A 16430-nucleotide genomic window follows, 5' to 3' on the forward strand; every position below is an offset into this window, starting at 1 on the left:
TCTCTGACAGATGACGATCGCTGATCCCGGTTTTTCATAGGCCACTATTTTGTATGGCGTTTTTTAATCACCCGCAGAGGAACGAGGGAATCTTCAACCGCGAACGATGCCAGAACGATGCGCAAAATAAAGTGTAGAAACTTTTTGTTACAGAGGCTTGCGCTCCAATAGCCCTCGATTGATTGATCTATTCCCTGCCCTGGCCTCAGACCTTTTCGAGGCCAGTGACAAGAACGCCCCGCATTGCGGGGCGCCAAAAGTCGACGGCAAACAGCTCATCGTTCTAAAGACCTCAGAACGGGATCTCGTCATCGAAGTCATCGAAACTGCCCGGATTCGGGGCCCCGTAGTTCGGATTCTGATTGGGCTGCGGTGCGGCTTGGCCTGGCTGCGGCGGACGCTGCTGGGGCTGCCCTGACTGCGGCGGGGGCTGCTGGGGCTGTGGCTGACCGCCCTGGCTGCCCTGCGGCGGCTGATCATAGCCACCCTGCTGGGGCTGCTGGTCGTAGCCGCCCTGGCCGCCGTACTGTCCCTGGGGCTGGGCATAGTCGCCACCCTGGCCGCCGCCGGCGCGGGAATCCAGCATCTGCATGTCGTTGCCGACGATTTCGGTCGAGTAGCGATCCTGGCCGTCCTGCCCCTGCCACTTGCGGGTCTGCAGCCGGCCTTCGATATAGATCCGCGAACCTTTCTTGACGTACTGCTGAGCGATCTCCGCCAGCTTGTTGAACAGCACCACACTGTGCCATTCCGTGCGCTCCTGACGCTGACCGCTCTGACGGTCGGTCCAGCTATCGGTCGTGGCGATGCGCAGGTTGCACACCGGATTTCCCGAGGGCAGGAAGCGGACTTCCGGATCCTGTCCCAGGTTGCCGATCAGGATGACTTTGTTTACACCTCGGGCCATCGTTGTCTCCTCGCATTCCTGCGTTGCGACGCCTTCAGGCGTCGGTTCGTTGCCATTGATTGCCTGCAATACCGGCCAGCGCGTCGACATCCAGGCGCTGGCGGTCGACCTTGAGATAGGCGACACGCTCTTCGCGTACGACCATGACGTCCTCGACACCGGCCACCGAGGCAAAACGCTCGAGTAGTGTATCGAGCCTGTCCATCGATTGCTCGTCGAGTGCGACGATCTCGCTCGAGAGATGACGCGGAGCCGGCATTTTCCACACCACCGCCAGCCAGATCGCGCCGACGATCGCCGCGCCCAGGAACACGCTCTGGACGCCGAACCCCTGGGACAGGGCCCCGCCCAGCGTACCGCCGAGGAAAGCCCCGAAGAACTGGCTGGTCGAATAGACACCCATGGCGGTGCCCTTGGCGCCAGCCGGCGCCAATTTGCTGATCATCGACGGCAATGTCGCCTCCAACAGATTGAAGACGACGAAAAAGCCCCAAAGTAGGGTGATCAGAGTGACCCGGTCGTTCGCCAGTTCCCCGAAGCCGAGCAGGATCAGCGTCATCGCCGCGACGGCACCGACGAAGATAGGCTTCATCTTGCGATACTTCTCGGCCACGATGACCAGCGGAATCATGCCGAGAAACGCCAGCGCCATCACCGGCAGATAGACCCAGCCATGATCAGCCGGCGCAAATCCCAGGGCTTCCAGGCGAAACGGCAACGCCGTGAAGCACGCAGTCAGGATCAGGTGCAGGGCGAAGATCGAGAAGTCCAGCCGTAGCAGATCGCTTTGAGCGAGCGTCGCGCGCAGTTGACGCCGATCGATGCCGACATCGCGATGCGGCATCCGCTGTGGCGCTTTCGGCACCAGTTTCCACAGAATCAGCAACCCACAGGCGGCCAGCACAGCGGTAAACCAGAATACGCCGGCGAGCCCGCCGATATTGGCCACCAGCGGGCCCACGACCATGGCGATGGCGAAGGCCACGCCGATGGAAAGCCCGATAGTGGCCATCGCCGCGGTACGGATCTCCTCACGGGTCTGGTCGGCCAGCAGCGCCATGATGGCGCCGGCGACCGCACCACTGCCCTGCAGGCAGCGACCGACGATGATACCGGTGATGGATGTGGCGCTGGCGGCCACGATACTGCCGATGATGAAAAGCACGATGCCGCCGGCGATGACCGCCTTACGGCCAATGCGGTCGGAGAGCAGACCGAAAGGGATCTGCAGGATGGCCTGGGTCAGGCCGTAGCCGCCCAGAGCCATGCCGATGAGCAACGGCGTGGCACCATCGAGATGGTCGGCATAGAGCGCCAGCACCGGCAGGACCATGAACAGGCCCAGCATGCGCGAAGCATAGAGGCTGGCCAGCCCGACGATGGCACGTCGTTCGGTAACGAGAAAGCGAGAAGTCATGGAGGTCACAATATTGGGTGAACTCGGCCAGGCCGAGGGTGGTTCGGAATGAGCGACGCATTTTACCGCTCGCGTTCCGCCAGTGAAAGCAGCCGGCTTTGCCGGGCATTTGATCCGCGACCTATAATGGTCGTTTCCCGCGTCGCAGCACGAGGTAGTCATGGACAGCATTCTGGTCAGGGGCGCACGGACCCATAACCTGAAGAACATTGATGTCGAACTGCCGCGCGACAAGTTGATCGTGGTAACCGGTCTCTCCGGTTCGGGTAAGTCTTCACTCGCATTCGACACGCTTTACGCCGAAGGACAGCGACGTTACGTCGAGTCCCTGTCAACCTACGCCCGCCAGTTCCTGTCGATGATGGAAAAGCCCGACGTCGACCATATCGAAGGACTGTCGCCGGCCATCTCCATCGAGCAGAAATCGACTTCGCACAATCCGCGCTCCACCGTGGGCACGATCACCGAGATCTACGACTATCTGCGCCTGCTGTTCGCCCGTGCCGGTACGCCGCGGTGTCCCGATCACGACGAGGAGCTCGAGGCCCAGACGGTCTCGCAGATGGTCGATCAGGTGCTGACGCTGCCGGAAGGCAGCCGGCTGATGCTGCTGGCGCCAGTGGTCAAAGGCCGCAAGGGCGAGCATCTCCAGCTGCTGAGCGAGCTGCGCGCCCAGGGGTTCGTGCGCGCGGTGATCGACGGCCATACCGTCGAGCTCGACGATGTGCCGGATCTCGACAAGAAGCGCAAGCACGACATCAGCGTGGTGGTCGATCGCATCAAGGTTCGCCCCGATCTGCAGCAGCGTCTGGCGGAATCGTTCGAGACCGCGCTCAATCTGGCCGACGGCACCGCGATCATCCACTTCATGGACGGCGAGCAGGAAAATCTGGCCTTTTCGTCGCGTTTCGCCTGCCCTATCTGCGGCTATTCGCTCTCCGAGCTCGAGCCGCGGCTGTTCTCGTTCAACAACCCCGCCGGCGCCTGCCCGACCTGCGACGGCCTCGGCGTGCGTCAGTTCTTCGATCCCGACAAGCTGATCAGTCATCCGGAGCTATCGCTGGCCGAAGGGGCGATCAAGGGCTGGGACCGTCGCAGCATCTACTATTTCAGCCAGTTGCAGGCGGTCGCCGAGCATTATCGCTTCACGCTGGACACGCCGTGGAGCGAACTCGCCCGGCACGAGCGCGACCTGGTGCTCAACGGCAGCGGCAAGGACGAAGTCGCGTTCAGCTATGTCAACGATCGGGGCCGCAAGGTCACCCGCGAACACCCCTTCGAAGGCGTATTGCCCAATCTCGAGCGGCGCTACCGGGAAACCGAGTCGTCGATGGTGCGCGACGACCTCTCCAAATATCTGGCGGTGCGTCCCTGCCCGACCTGCGACGGTACTCGCCTCAAGCGCGAAGCTCGTCACGTCTTCATCGACGGCAACAATCTGCCGACTCTGACCCGTATGCCGGTGGGCGAGGCCTGGGAGTATTTCCGCCAGGTCACGTTGCCGGGCCGCAAGGGCGAAATTGCGGTCAAGATCGTTCACGAAATCCACGCGCGTCTGGAATTCCTGGTCAACGTGGGTCTCGACTATCTGACCCTGGAGCGCAGCGCCGACACGCTTTCCGGCGGCGAGGCGCAGCGCATCCGCCTGGCCAGCCAGATCGGGGCTGGCCTGGTCGGGGTGATGTACATCCTCGATGAGCCGTCGATCGGCCTTCACCAGCGTGACAACGAGCGCCTGCTGCAGACGCTGATTCGATTGCGCGATCTGGGCAACACGGTGATCGTGGTCGAGCACGACGAAGACGCCATTCGCGCCGCTGATCATGTGCTGGATATCGGCCCGGGCGCCGGGGTTCATGGCGGCCAGATCGTCGCTCAGGGCACGCCCGCCGATATTGAGGCCACCCCGGACTCGCTGACCGGGCAGTATCTGTCCGGCAAGCGCCGTATCGAAGTGCCGCCGTATCGAATCCCGGGCAATCCGGAGAAGCAGCTTCATCTGCGCGGCGCCAGCGGCAACAACCTGCAGGACGTCGATCTGGCGCTGCCATTGGGACTGTTCGTGTGCGTGACCGGCGTTTCCGGCTCCGGCAAGTCGACGCTGATCAACTCGACGCTGATGCCGATCGCGGCGCGTGAGCTCAATCGCGCGACCACGCTGACGGCGGCCCCCTACCGCAGCATCGAGGGGCTCGATCAGCTCGACAAGATCATCGATATCGACCAGAGCCCGATCGGCCGGACGCCGCGCTCCAACCCGGCCACCTACACCGGCATCTTTACCCCGATCCGCGAACTATTCTCGGGGACGCAGGAAGCCCGCGCCCGCGGCTACAAGCCGGGGCGGTTCAGTTTCAACGTCAAGGGCGGCCGCTGCGAGGCGTGTCAGGGCGAAGGCATGATCAAGGTGGAGATGCATTTTCTGCCGGACATCTACGTGCCCTGCGACGTCTGCAAGGGCAAACGCTACAACCGCGAGACCCTGGAGATTCACTACAAGGGCAAGAGCATCCACGAAGTGCTTGAGATGACCATCGAGGAAGCGCTGGAGTTCTTCAGCCCGGTGCCGGCGATCGCACGGCGCCTGCAGACGCTGATGGACGTGGGGCTCTCCTACGTCCGCCTGGGCCAGAGCGCCACGACGCTCTCCGGCGGCGAAGCGCAACGCGTCAAGCTGGCTCGCGAGCTGGCCAAGCGCGATACCGGGCAGACGCTGTATATCCTCGATGAGCCGACGACGGGCCTGCACTTCGAGGATATTCGTCAGCTGCTGGGCGTTCTTCACCGGCTGCGCGATCATGGCAACACGGTGGTGGTGATCGAACACAACCTGGACGTGATCAAGACTGCCGACTGGGTGATCGATCTCGGCCCGGAAGGTGGCTCAGGTGGCGGCCGCATCATCGCCGAAGGAACGCCCGAGCAGGTGGCCGCGCTCGAGCAATCCCACACCGGGCGCTTCCTGGCACCACTGCTGCCCGAGCCCAAAGTCCGTAAGGCGAAACGCGCCTGACGGCTCATGGGCGGCGCCGAACGGCGCCGCCGTCGATACTGCACTCTCGACCTGATATCGCCGGGCTGCATTAACGGGCCCGGGGTTCAATCAGCATTCAGGCAATACCCTGCCGACTCCAGCCAGCACCTGGCCAAAAAAAACCGGCTGCCCAATTACTTGGGCAGCCGGTTTGTTGTCGTGCGACAAGCTGAGGGCTTATTCTTCCCCGACAGCTTCTTCCACGACCGGACGATCGACCAGCTCGACGTAGGCCATTGGTGCGTTGTCGCCGGTGCGGAAACCGCACTTCAGCACACGGACGTAGCCGCCCGGGCGATTGACGTAACGCGGACCAAGCTCGTTGAAGAGCTTGCCAACGGCTTCCTTGGAGCGGGTGCGGCTGAACGCCAGACGGCGATTCGCCACGCTATCCTGCTTTGACAAGGTAATCAGCGGCTCGATATGACGACGCAGCTCCTTGGCTTTGGGCAGGGTAGTCTTGATCACTTCATGCTCGACCAGCGAGATGCACATGTTCTTGAACATGGCGTGCCGGTGCGAGCTGGTCCGATTCAGATGACGACCACTCTTACGATGACGCATGATTGCTATTCCTTACCAAACTGGTGATTCGAGTCGGCACGCTGGAAGACGGCGCCGGAGCCGGAACTCCGGCGCTATCGCCTCTAGGCTGAAGCCTTGTCGTCTTTCAGACTCGCGGGCGGCCAGCTTTCCAGCCGCATGCCCAGCGAAAGACCGCGCGAAGCCAACACGTCCTTGATCTCGTTCAAGGACTTCTTGCCAAGGTTCGGCGTCTTGAGCAGCTCGACTTCCGTGCGCTGAATCAAATCGCCAATGTAGTAAATATTCTCGGCCTTCAAGCAGTTGGCGCTGCGAACCGTGAGTTCGAGATCATCCACGGGACGCAGAAGAATCGGATCGATCTGATCTTCTTCCTCTTCGATTTCCTGCTCTCTGTCGGCTTCGAGGTCGACGAAGGCGCCCAACTGCTCCTGAAGAATGGTCGCGCTACGGCGAATCGCTTCTTCAGGGTCCAGGGTGCCATCAGTTTCGAGATCGATGACCAGCTTATCGAGGTCGGTGCGCTGTTCGACACGAGCCGCTTCCACCGAGTAGGACACACGGCGAACGGGGCTGAATGTCGCATCCAGCTGCAGACGACCGATGGCGCGAGATTCGTCCTCGTCGGAGAGCCGCGCATCCGCGGGCTCGTAACCGCGACCCTGAACGATCTTCAGCTGCATTTTCAGCTCGCTGCCATCGTTGAGGTGAGCGATTACATGCTCCGGATTGACGATCTCGACGTCATGACCGACGGCAATGTCACCTGCGGTCATTACACCGGGGCCCTGCTTGTTCAAGGTAAGAACGGCTTCGTCGCGGCCGTGCATCCTGATGGCCACGTCCTTGAGATTCAGCAGAATCTCGATGACGTCTTCCTGAACACCCTCGATGGCGCTGTATTCATGCAACACGCCTTCGATTTCCGCTTCGACCACGGCGCAGCCGGGCATCGAAGAGAGCAGGATGCGACGCAGCGCATTCCCCAGGGTATGGCCGAAACCACGTTCGAAGGGTTCCAGCACGATCTTTGCGTGATGTGCACTGACCTCTTCGACCTTGATGTCGCGGGGACGGAGAAACTCTGTCACTGAACGCTGCATATGAACACCTTCCCAGGCTGCCAAACGAAATTCGGTACTCCAGGCTGGAGTCGGGCCGCGCTAGCGACCCGATCCCAGACTTACTTGGAATACAGCTCGACGATCAGGTTTTCGTTGATGTCGGCAGACAGGTCACCGCGTTCCGGGACAGCCTTGAAAGTGCCTTCCATCTTCTTCGAATCGATGTCGATCCACGTCACGTCGCCACGGTTGGCAGCGATGGACAGGGCCTGCTGGATACGGGCCTGGTTCTTGGCCTTCTCGCGAACAGACACGACGTCGCCGGGACGCACCTGATAGGACGCCACGTTGACGGTACGGCCATTGACCATAATCGCCTTGTGGCTGACCAACTGGCGTGATTCGTTACGCGTGGAGCCGAAGCCCATGCGATAGACCACGTTGTCCAGTCGGCATTCCAGCAGCTGCAGCAAGGATTCACCGGTCGCCCCTTTCAGGCGAGCGGCTTCCTTGTAGTAGTTGCGGAACTGTTTCTCGAGTACGCCATAGATGCGACGTACTTTCTGCTTCTCACGAAGCTGCAAGCCGTAGTCGGAAAGACGCTGACGGCGCTGGCCGTGCACACCCGGGATCTGCTCGGATTTGCACTTCTTCTCGAAGGGAGTGACACCGCTCTTGAGAAAGAGGTCGGTACCTTCACGACGAGACAGTTTACACTTGGGACCTAGATAACGAGCCATGAGTCAGTCTCCTTAGACGCGGCGTTTCTTCGGCGGACGGCAACCGTTGTGCGGGATCGGCGTCGCGTCAGTAATGCTCTGTACACGGAAGCCGGCGGCATTGAGTGCTCGCACGGCAGACTCACGGCCAGGACCTGGGCCCTTGACCAGCACGTCGACGTTTTTCACACCATACTCGGCTGCAGCAGTCGCTGCACGTTCACTCGCTACTTGAGCTGCGAACGGGGTGCTCTTGCGAGAACCACGAAAACCCGAACCACCGGCTGTTGCCCAAGAAAGCGCATTGCCCTGGCGGTCTGTGATCGTCACGATCGTATTGTTAAAAGAGGCGTGGATGTGCGCGACGGCGTCCACAACCTGCTTTTTAACCTTTTTACGGTTACTACGCGGGTTAGCCATGTTGATGTATCCTGATCTTAAACGCCGGAACGTTAATTACTTACGAATCGGTTTACGCGGTCCCTTACGGGTACGCGCATTGGTCTTGGTACGCTGACCACGCAGCGGTAGACCACGACGATGGCGCAGACCTCGGTAACAACCCAAGTCCATGAGGCGCTTGATATTCAGCGTCACATCACGGCGAAGGTCGCCTTCTACGGTGTACTTACCCACTTCGGTACGCAGGACGTCGAGCTCTTCGCCAGACAGTTCCTGGACCTTAGTGGTCGGTGCGATACCGGCAGCAACGCAAACTGCTTCTGCGCGCGTGCGGCCAATCCCGTAGATGTAGGTCAGCGAGATCGCCGCATGCTTGTTGTCCGGGATATTGACGCCTGCAATACGGGCCATCAGCTTACTCCGAATGTTGAGCGGCTTGCTCGTTAGTCTTCCACGAAGGGCGCAATAGCATACCCCCTGACCTCTCTCAAGGCAAGGGGTATGCCAATGGCCCGCTTTTTACTCACAGCGTAGGGATCGAATTAACCCTGACGCTGCTTGTGACGAGGTTCGGTGCAAATTACACGAACCGCGCCATTGCGCCGAATGATCTTGCAGTTACGGCACATTTTCTTTACAGAAGCTCGAACTTTCATCGTTCTCTCCAAATGCTCTCTGGCGGAGGCTCAGCGCGTCAGGCCACCGCTACCGTAGCCCTTCAGGTTCGATTTCTTCATCACCGACTCATACTGATGAGACATCAGATGAGACTGAACCTGGGCCATGAAGTCCATGATTACCACCACCACGATCAGCAGCGACGTACCGCCAAAGTAGAACGGCACCTGCCAGGCCACCATCAGGAACTGCGGCATCAACGAGACCAGCGTGATGTAGAGCGCCCCGAACAGGGTCAGACGCGTCATCACCTTGTCGACGTAGCGTGCGGTCTGCTCTCCCGGACGAATCCCCGGCAGAAAGGCACCGGACTTCTTCAGGTTGTCGGCGACATCCTTCGGATTGAACACCAACGCCGTATAGAAGAAGCAGAAGAACAGCACTGCCGCCGCGAACAGGATGATGTACAGCGGCGCACCCGGGGCGAGCTGTTGAGAGGCAACCTGCAGCCACTCGAAGCCATCGCTCTGGCCCAGCCACTGGCCGATCGAACCGGGAAACAGCAGAATGCTGGACGCGAAGATCGGCGGAATGACACCCGCCATGTTGACCTTCAGCGGCAGATAGCTGCTCTGACCGGCATACATCTTATTGCCGACCTGACGACGCGGATAGTTCACCGTGATACGGCGCTGTCCACGCTCGATGAACACCACGAAGGCAATCGTCGCGATACCCAGAATCGCCAACGCCAACAGCGGCAGTACGTTCCAGGCGCCGTCGTTCCGCGCCAACTCGAACGACTGACCGATCGCGTTGGGCAGGCCTGCCACGATGCCGGAAAAGATGATCAGCGAAATGCCGTTGCCGATCCCTTTCTCGGTGATCTGCTCGCCCAGCCACATCAGGAATACCGCACCGGCCACGAAGGTCACGACGGCGGTGAAATAGAAACTGATGTCACCAGAGTAAGCAACGCCCTGACTGACCAGACCAACTGACATGCCGGTCGCCTGGATCAGCGCCAGCAACACCGTGCCGTAGCGGGTGTACTGGTTGATCTTGCGACGCCCGGCCTCGCCTTCCTTCTTCAGCGCTTCGAGCTGAGGCGATACCGCGGTCAGAAGCTGCATGATGATCGACGCGGAGATGTACGGCATGATCCCCAGCGCGAAGATACTCATGCGCTGCAGCGCACCCCCCGAGAACATGTTGAACATGCCCAGGATGGTGCCCTGGTTCTCCCGAAACAGGGCAGCCAGCTGGTCAGGATCGATGCCGGGGACGGGGATGTGGGCACCAATGCGGTACACCACGATCGCGATAAAGACGAAACGCAGGCGTGCCCACAGCTCGCTGAGACCACTACCCTTGTTCGCCGGCATGTTTCCTGACTTAGCCATTTAGTCCTCTACTTTGCCACCGGCCGCTTCGATCGCAGCACGCGCACCTTTGGTGACCTTGAGGCCACGCACGGTAACCGCTTTGCTCAACTCGCCGGAAAGAACGACCTTGGCGTACTCGGTTGCGTTCTTGAGCACGTTGGCCTTCTTCAGACTGGCGAGATCAGCGACGTCGCCTTCGACCTTGCCCAGTTCGGCAAGGCGGACTTCTTCGGACACCAGCGACTTGCGCGAGGTGAAACCGAATTTCGGCAGACGACGCTGCAAAGGCATTTGACCGCCCTCGAAGCCCGGCTTGACCGAGCCACCAGAGCGAGACTTCAAGCCCTTGTGACCACGGCCACCGGTCTTGCCCAGGCCAGAACCGATACCGCGACCAAGACGCTTTTCAGCGTGCTTGGAACCCGGAGCCGGGCTTAAGCTATTGAGTTTCATGGATTACTCTCCCTCGATTCGAACAAGGTAGTTGACCTTGTTGATCATGCCGCGAACGGCGGGGGTGTCTTCCAGCTCGACCGAGTGCCCAATTCGACGCAGACCGAGACCGGTCATTGTCGCCCTGTGCTTCTGCAAAACACCGATAGTGCTGCGGGTCTGAGTGATTTTGATCGTCTGTGCCATGGTCCGTTACCCCGCCAGCTCTTCGACAGACAGGCCACGCTTGGCGGCGATGTCATCCCGAGATTGCATGGATTCGAGCCCCTTGATCGTGGCACGAACCACGTTCACCGGGTTGGTGGAACCGTAGCACTTGGCCAGAACGTCATGCACACCGGCCAGTTCGAGCACGGAGCGCATCGCGCCACCGGCGATGATGCCGGTACCTTCGGAAGCCGGCTGCATGTAGACCTTGGACGCACCGTGACGGGAGCGCACAGGGTACTGCAGCGTGCTGCCGCTGAGGCTGACCTTGACCATGTTGCGGCGAGCCTGGTCCATGGCCTTCTGGATCGCGACCGGCACTTCGCGTGCCTTGCCGCGACCGAAGCCAACCCGGCCATTGCCATCGCCAACGACGGTCAGCGCGGTGAAACCGAAGATACGGCCACCCTTGACCACCTTGGCGACGCGGTTGACCTGCACCAACTTCTCTTGCAGATCTCCGCCCTTCTGTTCGTTATTCGCCATCGTAAAACCCTTTAGAATTGCAGACCGCCTTCGCGTGCGGCATCAGCCAACGCTTTGACACGCCCGTGGTACTGGAACCCGGCGCGGTCAAAAGCAACCTGAGAGATGCCGGCATCCTTGGCGCGCTCGGCAATCAGAGCACCCACCTTGGCAGCCGCGTCAGCGTTGCCCGTGGCACCTTCGCGCAGGCTCTTGTCCAGCGTGGAAGCGCTGGCCAGTACCTGGCCGCCGTCCGGTGAGATGATCTGCGCATACATGTGTCGCGGGGTGCGGTTGACGCACAGGCGAAACACACCCAAGTCGCGGATCTTGGCACGGGCGCGGCGGGCACGACGGAGACGAGATTCTTTCTTCGCGTTCATAACCCTGCCTTACTTCTTCTTGGCTTCTTTGCGGCGGACACGTTCGTCGCTGTACCGCACCCCTTTGCCCTTGTAGGGCTCCGGCGGACGGAACGCACGAATTTCCGCTGCCACCTGACCGAGCTTCTGCTTGTCCGCGCTTTTCAGCACAATCACGGTGTTCTTGGGCGTTTCCGCCGTGACACCTTCGGGCAGTGTGTAGTCGATCGGATGTGAGAAACCGAGTGTTAGGTTCAGCGTCTTGCCACTAGCCTGGGCACGATAGCCGACGCCATTGATTTCCAGCGACCGAGTGAAACCCTCGGAGGCGCCGGTGACCATATTCTGGACCAGGGCACGCGTGGTGCCGACCATGGCCCAAGTTTTCGCCGTTTCGCTCGGGACGAAAACCAGCTGACCGTCTTCCTGAGTGATCTTCACGTCGGGATGCACGGTCAGTTCAAGCGTGCCCTGGCCGCCCTTGACGGACAGCTGGTCGCCGTCGAGCTTCGCTTCGACGCCGCTGGGCAGTTTAACCGGATACTTGGCTACGCGAGACATTTCTCACTCCTAGAATACGGTGCAGATGACTTCACCACCGACACCCGCCTGGCGTGCGGCACGATCGGTCATGACACCCTGAGAGGTGGTGACGATCGCCACACCCAGACCGTCCGCGATCTTGGGCAGTTCACTCTTGCCCTTGTAGATCCGCAGTGACGGCTTGGACATACGCTGGAGGTGCTCGATGACCGGCTTGCCCTCGAAGTACTTGAGGGTCACGGTCAATTCGGGCTTGGCGCCTTCAGTGACCGTAGCGTCGGTGATGTAGCCTTCCTGCTTGAGTACGCGGGCCACTTCAACCTTGAGCTTGGAAGACGGCATGGTAACCGTCTCCTTGGTGGCCATCTGCGCATTACGGATACGAGTACACATATCCGCCAGAGTATCTTGCATGCTCATTACATTGCGCTCCTGAATTCCTCGACGTGGCTTACCAGCTGGACTTCTTCAGTCCAGGGACGTCGCCACGCATCGCAGCTTCGCGCAGCTTGTTACGGGCCAGTCCGAACTTGTTATAGTAACCGTGCGGACGACCAGTAATGCGGCAGCGGTTGCGCTGACGGACCTGACTGGAGTCCCGCGGCAACTGTTGCAGCTTCAGCTGAGCGTCGAAGCGCTCTTCGTCAGAAGCATTGACGTCATAAATGACGGTTTTCAGCGCGGTACGCTTGGCGGCGTATTTGTCGACCAGCTTCGCGCGCTTGAGCTCACGCTCAATCATGCTTTTCTTTGCCATGAATCCACCCTTATTGCTTGAACGGGAAGTTCAGCGCGCTGAGCAGCGCACGACCTTCTTCGTCGGTGATGGCGCTGGTCGTAATGGTGACATCCAGACCACGAATCCGGTCGATCTTATCATATTCGATCTCCGGAAAGATGATCTGCTCCCGTACGCCCATGGAGTAGTTGCCACGTCCGTCGAAGGATTTCGGGTTCAGGCCGCGGAAGTCACGTACGCGAGGAATCGCGATGTTGACCAGCCGGTCCAGAAATTCCCACATCCGTTCGCGGCGCAGCGTCACCTTGACGCCAATCGGCCAGCCTTCGCGGACTTTGAAGCCTGCGATGGACTTGCGCGCCTTGGTCACTACCGGCTTCTGCCCGGAGAGCTTCTCCAGGTCGCCGACAGCATTGTCGATCAGCTTTTTGTCGCTGGTCGCTTCGCCGATGCCCATGTTCAGGGTCACTTTGGTGATCCGGGGCACCTGCATAACGTTGGCATAGCTGAACTGCTCTTTGAGCTGAGCCATGACTTCGTTTTGATAACGTTCTTTCAAGTTCGCCATTTTGCTACCCGACTCGCGTTAGGCGTCGATCTGCTTCTGCGTCGACTTGTAGATACGTACCTTGGTACCGTCTTCCTGCAGCTGGAAGCCGACGCGATCCGCTTTGCCGGTCTCCGCATTGAAGATCGCCACGTTAGACGCATGGATCGGAGCCTCACGCTCGACGATACCCCCCGGGTTGCCAACCATAGGATTGGGCTTGGTGTGGCGCTTGATCATGTTCACGCCCGAAACGACATAACGATCGTTTTCGAGGACGCGCTTGATCGTGCCACGCTTGCCCTTGTCCTTGCCGGCGATGACGATAACTTCGTCGTCACGTTTGATCTTGTGCATATCCGCCTCGCTCCTTACAGCACTTCGGGCGCCAAGGAAATGATCTTCATGAACTTTTCGTTACGCAGTTCACGAGTTACCGGTCCGAAGATACGGGTGCCGATCGGCTGTTCGTTGGTGTTGTTCAACAGAACCGCCGCATTTCCGTCGAAGCGGATCAGCGAACCGTCGTTACGACGGACACCGCTGCGCGTACGCACCACCACCGCCTTGAGGACCTGGCCTTTCTTGACCTTGCCCCGCGGGATGGCTTCTTTGACCGTCACTTTAATGACGTCGCCAACGCGAGCGTAACGGCGGTGTGAACCGCCCAGCACCTTGATGCACTGCACCCGGCGCGCGCCGCTGTTGTCCGCGACATCCAGCATTGTCTGCGTCTGAATCATTGGTTTTCTCCAAACCTAATCTGACTGCACTGGTTCAGAAGGCGCCTGTCGGGCTCAGCCCTTGGCCTGCTCGACCACCTCGACCAACGCCCAGGCCTTCTTCTTGGACAGCGGACGGCATTCCTGAATGGATACCAGATCGCCGGCCTTGGCCTGATTCGTCTCGTCGTGGGCGTGCAGCTTGGTGGAGCGCTTCATGTACTTGCCGTAGATCGGATGGCGCTCACGGCGCTCGATCAATACGACAATCGATTTTTCCATCTTGTCGCTCACCACCCTGCCGGTGAGCGTACGTGCTTTGCTTGCTTCAGCCATCATTGGTCACCTGACTTCTGGTTGAGCACAGTCTTGACGCGAGCGATGTCGCGACGAACCTGCTTCAGCAGATGCGTCTGGCTCAGCTGGCCGGTGGCCTTCTGCATGCGCAGGTTGAACTGCTCGCGGAGCAGTTCGAAAAGCTGCTCCTGCAGCGCATCGACTGACTTTTCACGCATTTCGTTGGCTTTCATCACATCACCGTCCGTTTCACAAAGGTGGTGGAGATGGGCATTTTCTGGGCCGCCAGAGAGAAGGCTTCGCGCGCCAGCTCTTCGGAAACACCTTCAATTTCGTAAAGCACTCTGCCCGGCTGAATCTGGGCGACCCAGTACTCGACGGAACCCTTACCTTTACCCATACGAACCTCGAGAGGCTTGTTGGTAATCGGCTTGTCCGGGAATACACGGATCCAGATCTTGCCACCACGTTTGACGTGACGGGTAATGGCACGACGACCCGCCTCGATCTGACGTGCGGTGATGCGGCCGCGATCGGTGGCCTTGAGACCGAAGTCCCCGAAACTCACCTTGCTGCCGCGATGCGCCAGGCCGCGGTTACGACCTTTCTGCACCTTGCGAAACTTTGTACGCTTGGGTTGCAACATCGATCAGTCTCCCCTTACCTGGAACCTTTCTTCTTCGATGCGGGTGCCTGAGCCTGTTGCTTCTGCTTGGCACGCACCTCTTCGATGCCCCCGAGGATTTCGCCCTTGAAGACCCAGACCTTGACGCCGATGACGCCGTAGGTTGTGTGGGCTTCGTAAGTGGCGTAATCGATATCGGCACGCAGCGTATGAAGCGGCACGCGACCTTCGCGATACCATTCGGTACGTGCGATTTCGGCACCACCCAGACGACCGGAGAGCTGCACCTTGAAACCGCCGGCGCCCAGACGCATGGCGTTCTGAACGGCTCGTTTCATGGCGCGACGGAACATCACACGACGTTCGAGCTGACCGGCGATGTTCTGCGCGACCAGAGCGGCGTCGAGTTCCGGCTTGCGGACTTCTTCGATGTTGACGTGTACCGGCACACCCATCATGCGGGTGACTTCCTGACGCAGACGATCGACGTCCTCACCCTTCTTGCCAATCACGATGCCCGGACGGGCGGTGTGAATGGTAATACGGGCGTTGTTGGCCGGACGCTCGATGGTGATGCGGCTCACGGAAGCGTTCTTCAAACGCTCCTCGAGGTAGCGACGCACTTCCAGATCGCTGTTCAGCTTGTCGGCATAGGCACCACGCTCGGCATACCATACCGAGGTGTGATCCTTGACGATGCCCAGTCGGATTCCGACTGGATTGACTTTCTGACCCATCTGGTCGACTCCTACTTCTCGGCTACCTTGACGGTGATGTGGCAGGTGCGCTTCAGAATGCGATCCGCACGGCCTTTGGCGCGCGGTTGAATGCGCTTGAGCGTCATGCCCTCATCGACACAGATGGTCGAGACACGCAGCTCGTCGATGTCCATGCCGTTGTTTTCTTCCGCATTGGCGATCGCGGACTGCAACACCTTCTTGACCAACTTGGCGGCCTTCTTCGGTGAGAAGGTCAGCACGTCGAGCGCTTCGGCGACCGGCTTACCGCGCACCTGGTCAGCCACCAAACGGGCCTTCTGGGCGGATAAGCTCGCGCCACGCAACTTAGCAGCGACTTCCATCTCTTATTCCTCTTGGCTTACCGTTTGGCTTTCTTGTCCGCCGCATGACCGCGATAAGTGCGGGTAGCAGCGAACTCGCCCAACTTGTGGCCGACCATTTCCTCGGAGACATGCACCGGGACATGCTGGCGACCGTTATGTACCGCAATGGTGAGCCCGACCATATTCGGCAGGATCATCGAACGACGCGACCAGGTCTTGATCGGTTTGCGATCGTTCTTTTCCGTTGCGACGTCGACCTTCTTCAACAGATGAAGGTCAATGAAAGGACCTTTCTTCAGTGAACGTGGCACAGCCGTT

General features: G+C 59.8%; 26 protein-coding genes. 1 reads left to right on the forward strand and 25 read right to left on the reverse strand.

Annotated elements, in window-relative coordinates; genetic code table 11:
• Nucleotides 1-292: 292 nt before the first annotated feature.
• Nucleotides 293-907, reverse strand: a complete 615-nt coding sequence (gene ssb, locus BTW08_RS16770) for a single-stranded DNA-binding protein (protein ID WP_075563660.1) — start codon at nucleotides 905-907, stop codon at nucleotides 293-295.
• 34 nt (nucleotides 908-941) lie between these two features.
• Complete coding sequence (locus BTW08_RS16775; RefSeq protein ID WP_075563661.1) at nucleotides 942-2324, reverse strand: MFS transporter; 1383 nt, start codon at nucleotides 2322-2324, stop codon at nucleotides 942-944.
• A gap of 160 nt (nucleotides 2325-2484) precedes the next feature.
• On the opposite strand from BTW08_RS16775, the gene uvrA reads away from it, so the two are divergent.
• On the forward strand, nucleotides 2485-5337 hold the full coding sequence (uvrA, locus tag BTW08_RS16780; protein WP_075563662.1) for an excinuclease ABC subunit UvrA: 2853 nt from the start codon (nucleotides 2485-2487) through the stop codon (nucleotides 5335-5337).
• A gap of 198 nt (nucleotides 5338-5535) precedes the next feature.
• Here the strand turns inward: uvrA and rplQ are convergent, their stop codons facing one another.
• The 23 genes from rplQ to rpsS all read right to left on the reverse strand — a co-directional run bounded on the left by rplQ (nucleotide 5536) and on the right by rpsS (nucleotide 16423).
• Nucleotides 5536-5922, reverse strand: a complete 387-nt coding sequence (gene rplQ / locus BTW08_RS16785) for a 50S ribosomal protein L17 (RefSeq protein WP_075563663.1) — start codon at nucleotides 5920-5922, stop codon at nucleotides 5536-5538.
• An 83-nt stretch (nucleotides 5923-6005) separates the two neighbouring features.
• Complete coding sequence (gene rpoA, locus BTW08_RS16790; protein ID WP_075563664.1) at nucleotides 6006-7004, reverse strand: DNA-directed RNA polymerase subunit alpha; 999 nt, start codon at nucleotides 7002-7004, stop codon at nucleotides 6006-6008.
• 80 nt (nucleotides 7005-7084) lie between these two features.
• On the reverse strand, nucleotides 7085-7705 hold the full coding sequence (gene rpsD, locus BTW08_RS16795) for a 30S ribosomal protein S4 (protein ID WP_075563665.1): 621 nt from the start codon (nucleotides 7703-7705) through the stop codon (nucleotides 7085-7087).
• A 12-nt stretch (nucleotides 7706-7717) separates the two neighbouring features.
• On the reverse strand, nucleotides 7718-8104 hold the full coding sequence (gene rpsK / locus BTW08_RS16800) for a 30S ribosomal protein S11 (RefSeq protein WP_009723883.1): 387 nt from the start codon (nucleotides 8102-8104) through the stop codon (nucleotides 7718-7720).
• A gap of 36 nt (nucleotides 8105-8140) precedes the next feature.
• On the reverse strand, nucleotides 8141-8497 hold the full coding sequence (gene rpsM / locus BTW08_RS16805; RefSeq protein WP_075563666.1) for a 30S ribosomal protein S13: 357 nt from the start codon (nucleotides 8495-8497) through the stop codon (nucleotides 8141-8143).
• A 131-nt stretch (nucleotides 8498-8628) separates the two neighbouring features.
• Nucleotides 8629-8742: a 50S ribosomal protein L36 gene (gene rpmJ / locus BTW08_RS16810; protein ID WP_031384759.1), complete on the reverse strand. Its 114-nt coding sequence runs from the start codon at nucleotides 8740-8742 to the stop codon at nucleotides 8629-8631.
• 30 nt (nucleotides 8743-8772) lie between these two features.
• Nucleotides 8773-10107, reverse strand: a complete 1335-nt coding sequence (secY, locus tag BTW08_RS16815) for a preprotein translocase subunit SecY (protein ID WP_075563667.1) — start codon at nucleotides 10105-10107, stop codon at nucleotides 8773-8775.
• Nucleotides 10108-10542, reverse strand: a complete 435-nt coding sequence (gene rplO, locus BTW08_RS16820; RefSeq protein ID WP_075563668.1) for a 50S ribosomal protein L15 — start codon at nucleotides 10540-10542, stop codon at nucleotides 10108-10110.
• A 3-nt stretch (nucleotides 10543-10545) separates the two neighbouring features.
• A complete protein-coding gene (gene rpmD / locus BTW08_RS16825; protein ID WP_075563669.1) occupies nucleotides 10546-10728 on the reverse strand; it encodes a 50S ribosomal protein L30 in 183 nt (60 codons plus the stop codon).
• A gap of 6 nt (nucleotides 10729-10734) precedes the next feature.
• Complete coding sequence (gene rpsE, locus BTW08_RS16830; protein WP_075563670.1) at nucleotides 10735-11235, reverse strand: 30S ribosomal protein S5; 501 nt, start codon at nucleotides 11233-11235, stop codon at nucleotides 10735-10737.
• Between the two features lie 11 nt (nucleotides 11236-11246).
• The gene (gene rplR / locus BTW08_RS16835; RefSeq protein ID WP_075563671.1) at nucleotides 11247-11597 is read right to left on the reverse strand and encodes a 50S ribosomal protein L18; all 351 of its coding nucleotides are present in this window, start codon (nucleotides 11595-11597) and stop codon (nucleotides 11247-11249) included.
• Between the two features lie 9 nt (nucleotides 11598-11606).
• Nucleotides 11607-12137 carry a 50S ribosomal protein L6 gene (rplF, locus tag BTW08_RS16840; protein ID WP_075563672.1) on the reverse strand — a complete coding sequence of 177 codons (531 nt, stop codon included), beginning with the start codon at nucleotides 12135-12137 and terminating at the stop codon, nucleotides 11607-11609.
• Nucleotides 12138-12146: 9 nt separating this feature from the next.
• Nucleotides 12147-12539, reverse strand: coding sequence for a 30S ribosomal protein S8 (rpsH, locus tag BTW08_RS16845; RefSeq protein WP_075563673.1), 393 nt, complete (start codon nucleotides 12537-12539; stop codon nucleotides 12147-12149).
• 31 nt (nucleotides 12540-12570) lie between these two features.
• A complete protein-coding gene (gene rpsN, locus BTW08_RS16850) occupies nucleotides 12571-12876 on the reverse strand; it encodes a 30S ribosomal protein S14 (RefSeq protein WP_075563674.1) in 306 nt (101 codons plus the stop codon).
• A 10-nt stretch (nucleotides 12877-12886) separates the two neighbouring features.
• Nucleotides 12887-13426 carry a 50S ribosomal protein L5 gene (gene rplE, locus BTW08_RS16855; protein WP_075563675.1) on the reverse strand — a complete coding sequence of 180 codons (540 nt, stop codon included), beginning with the start codon at nucleotides 13424-13426 and terminating at the stop codon, nucleotides 12887-12889.
• A gap of 18 nt (nucleotides 13427-13444) precedes the next feature.
• Entirely contained in the window at nucleotides 13445-13762 is a 318-nt protein-coding gene (gene rplX, locus BTW08_RS16860) for a 50S ribosomal protein L24 (RefSeq protein ID WP_075563676.1), read from the reverse strand.
• Nucleotides 13763-13776: 14 nt separating this feature from the next.
• On the reverse strand, nucleotides 13777-14148 hold the full coding sequence (gene rplN, locus BTW08_RS16865) for a 50S ribosomal protein L14 (RefSeq protein ID WP_035470387.1): 372 nt from the start codon (nucleotides 14146-14148) through the stop codon (nucleotides 13777-13779).
• 54 nt (nucleotides 14149-14202) lie between these two features.
• Nucleotides 14203-14463, reverse strand: coding sequence for a 30S ribosomal protein S17 (gene rpsQ, locus BTW08_RS16870; protein ID WP_075563677.1), 261 nt, complete (start codon nucleotides 14461-14463; stop codon nucleotides 14203-14205).
• Nucleotides 14463-14657, reverse strand: coding sequence for a 50S ribosomal protein L29 (gene rpmC, locus BTW08_RS16875; RefSeq protein ID WP_075563678.1), 195 nt, complete (start codon nucleotides 14655-14657; stop codon nucleotides 14463-14465). Before rpmC ends, rpsQ begins: the two co-directional genes overlap by 1 nt.
• On the reverse strand, nucleotides 14657-15070 hold the full coding sequence (gene rplP, locus BTW08_RS16880) for a 50S ribosomal protein L16 (protein WP_071230712.1): 414 nt from the start codon (nucleotides 15068-15070) through the stop codon (nucleotides 14657-14659). Before rplP ends, rpmC begins: the two co-directional genes overlap by 1 nt.
• Nucleotides 15071-15084: 14 nt before the next feature.
• Nucleotides 15085-15786 (reverse strand): 30S ribosomal protein S3, encoded by a 702-nt coding sequence (gene rpsC, locus BTW08_RS16885; protein ID WP_075563679.1) that lies wholly within the window; start codon nucleotides 15784-15786, stop codon nucleotides 15085-15087.
• An 11-nt stretch (nucleotides 15787-15797) separates the two neighbouring features.
• Nucleotides 15798-16130 (reverse strand): 50S ribosomal protein L22, encoded by a 333-nt coding sequence (rplV, locus tag BTW08_RS16890; RefSeq protein ID WP_035470378.1) that lies wholly within the window; start codon nucleotides 16128-16130, stop codon nucleotides 15798-15800.
• A gap of 17 nt (nucleotides 16131-16147) precedes the next feature.
• Entirely contained in the window at nucleotides 16148-16423 is a 276-nt protein-coding gene (rpsS, locus tag BTW08_RS16895) for a 30S ribosomal protein S19 (RefSeq protein WP_075563680.1), read from the reverse strand.
• Between the last annotated feature and the right edge of the window lie 7 nt (nucleotides 16424-16430).

Source organism: Salinicola sp. MH3R3-1 (assembly GCF_001937155.1).
In the GTDB taxonomy this organism is placed as follows: Bacteria; Pseudomonadota; Gammaproteobacteria; order Pseudomonadales; family Halomonadaceae; genus Salinicola; species Salinicola halophyticus.